Source organism: Candidatus Electrothrix sp., from assembly GCF_052785085.1.
In genome coordinates, this window is record NZ_JALAAI010000218.1 from 1 (window position 1) to 2,572 (window position 2,572).

Annotated in this window: 2 protein-coding genes and 2 pseudogenes; 3 read left to right on the top strand and 1 reads right to left on the bottom strand. The window is 46.9% G+C overall.

All coding sequences use genetic code 11. The features are described from left to right. A pseudogene (locus tag L2082_RS19045) lies at positions 1 to 456 on the bottom strand (hypothetical protein); the annotation flags it as partial. Positions 457 to 654: 198 nt separating this feature from the next. On the opposite strand from L2082_RS19045, the gene L2082_RS19050 reads away from it, so the two are divergent. The 3 genes and pseudogenes from L2082_RS19050 to L2082_RS19060 all read left to right on the top strand — a co-directional run. Continuing rightward, a complete protein-coding gene (locus tag L2082_RS19050) occupies positions 655 to 1,599 on the top strand; it encodes an Rpn family recombination-promoting nuclease/putative transposase (RefSeq protein WP_446012181.1) in 945 nt (314 codons plus the stop codon). Between the two features lie 151 nt (positions 1,600 to 1,750). Next, the gene (locus L2082_RS19055) at positions 1,751 to 1,945 is read left to right on the top strand and encodes an Rpn family recombination-promoting nuclease/putative transposase (protein WP_446012182.1); all 195 of its coding nucleotides are present in this window, start codon (positions 1,751 to 1,753) and stop codon (positions 1,943 to 1,945) included. Beyond that, positions 1,939 to 2,572, top strand: a pseudogene (locus L2082_RS19060) (hypothetical protein); the annotation flags it as partial. The gene L2082_RS19055 and the pseudogene L2082_RS19060, both read left to right, overlap by 7 nt.

The window sequence follows — 2,572 nt, forward strand, 5'->3', positions numbered from 1 at the left end:
TTTAATCGCCAGGATGTTATCAACCACATATTGAGGAGTGCTTGGTCTTCCCGGCCTCCTCTTGGCTTTGCTGCGGTCTTTGCGGATTTTCTGTTTTTTTGCCCACTTTTTTAAAAGGGCAATGTAGGTGGAAGGCAGAAACAGCTTTTTGGCCCAGGACTCTAATGTCTTCGGATGAAACTGATTGTAGCTTACCGCCTTGGGGCAGAACCTTTTCAAAAATCCCAGGAAAGCCTTTCTCCACCATGGCACTCGGGGATGCCGCCTTGAGAGTTTCCGCTTGTATGGCGGGACTTTGCCGGTTTTATCGGATTGGTTACAATGCACTTTGCGGCGCATGTCGATGAGTTCGGCGCGCAGGGCCAGGTTGATCAGCAGGTGATGACGGCACTGCCAGTGCGATACAAGATAACCGCCTGCAAATGCCGCCAATAATAGTATGGGTTCGATTTCCAAAATGCTCCCTCCTTGGTTTGTGTGTAAGAAGGGGGCTTTATCCCAAAATGTATGAAATGTCAAATCCGCATTTCGGGGTGCGGTTATTTCTCCGGCTGATCCGAGGCTGCCAGGCAACGTTTTTCCTGCAAAGTTGAGAGTTATTCGGTCTGCCAGATTCCCCTTGTCATTCGATCCCTGATACCCTATAATCAAAATATGAAAGATGAAATCAACAAACCCCACGACAATGTGGTAAAAAATATACTTGGCCGGGAAAGCATTGCTAAAGATTTTGTACGGTATTATTTGCCACAGGAAATCACCAAAGATCTGGACCTGGAAACCTTGGAAGTTTCTTCTCAGTCCTATGTGAGCGACTACCTCAAAGAGAGCCTGTCTGATCTGGTGATTCGACTTCAGCTGTATAGCGGTGATTTGGCTGATATATACATCCTGATAGAACATAAAAGCGATATGAAAGCATGGACGAAGCTGCAGCTTTTCAAGTACATGAACGAAATCTGGCAGACAACAGCCAAGGAAAACAAGACCGGTCTGCCAATTGTGATCCCCGTGATTTTTTACCATGGAAAAAGACGCTGGAAGGACAGCCTGGAGTTTGCAGACCTGTTTCAAGTACCGTCTGAGTATTACAAGAAGTATATACCGAAGTTTGAACACATTTTACATGAAGTCCCTGAGGTCAATAAGCAAAAACTCAAATCCACGATCACACTGAAAGTGTTCCACCAGGTCTTGGAGTATATTTTTTACCCGGAAAAACGGGACAAGATTTATGAAGCGTTTGAACTTTTGTTTCAGGGCTTGAACTCAAAAGATGCCGAGGAGATATTTAGAGTATTGATCAGGTATTTGCTTTCGGCAACTGATGAGGAGCCCGAAAATGCGGAAGAGAAGGTGAAACATCTTCCCAAAGGAGGTGAAACCGTGAGAACCACAGCAGAGAAGTTACGGAATGAAGGCAGGTTGGAAGGTCTCAGAGAAACCATAGAGTTGGGCATCACCCTTAAATTCCCTGGAGATATCGATACAGTAATGGCCAAGGTTAACAAAATTGATGACCTGGTTGCACTAAAAGAAATCAAAGAAGCGATTAAAACCGCCCAAGACATCTCAGAGATCCTGGCACTGACAAAGTAAAATGAGCCCGTCCATGCATCACGGCTTCTTCTGACTGTCCTGGGAAAAAACTCAAATTCTGTGAATCTCTGGGTTCTCTGCGGTGGAATAGGTGTGTCCCGGGAAAAACATACCCCTTGACTGAATCACCCCTTAAGGGTAAAATTCCATCATGACAGGCGATAAAAATAACAGCAAGGTGGTCAATCCCCATGACAAGGTGTTCAGGGAGGTCTACAGCAACAAGGAAAATGCCCGCAGCCTTTTAGCCGACAAGCTACCGGATAAAGTGCTGAGGCTGGTGGATCTGGACACCATGGAGATCAGCAAGGACAGCTTCATTGAAAAAGAGCTGGCTGATTATTAGCCATTGAAGCCGATATCAATCTCAAGGAACGGCATTATGCAGTGATTGCCGATGAAGCCCATTCCTCCCAGACCGGATCAACCGCCCGGAAGCTCAAAGAAGTCCTGATGATAGAAGCCAGGGATGAAGACGATGACGATCTGACAGCCGAAGATATTCTGGATGCTGCGGTGGCATCCCGCAGAGCATCACCCAATCTCAGCTATTTTGCCTTCACTGCCACCCCCAAGACCAAAACCCTGGAACTATTCGGTCAGCTCCCTAAGCCGGACCAGGTGCCTTCGATCACCAATAAACCAAAAGCATTCCATGTGTATTCTATGCGCCAGGCCATCGAAGAGGGGTTCATCCTTGATGTGCTCCAGAACTATACCAACTACAAGGTGGCCTACAATCTTGCCTTGGTGGCCTTCTCCGGTGAAGTGACGTTCGATGAGAACGATCCGAATGCTGACGGGCTTGTGGGTGAAAAATTCACAGAGACTTCATCGAACATGAACCCGAAGCTCAAGGGCCGGGACATGCGAAAGGCTTTTGATACGGAAGACTATCAGGTGATGATTGTTGCCAACAAGTTCCAGACAGGATTCGATCAGCTTAAGCTGTGTGCCATGTACGTGGACAAAA

What these genes read in the sequence shown, in the direction of transcription:
- L2082_RS19050 (WP_446012181.1), top strand. Translation starts at nt 655, where the DNA reads ATGAAAGATGAAATCAACAAACCCCACGACAATGTGGTAAAAAATATA.
- L2082_RS19055 (WP_446012182.1), top strand. Translation starts at nt 1,751, where the DNA reads ATGACAGGCGATAAAAATAACAGCAAGGTGGTCAATCCCCATGACAAG.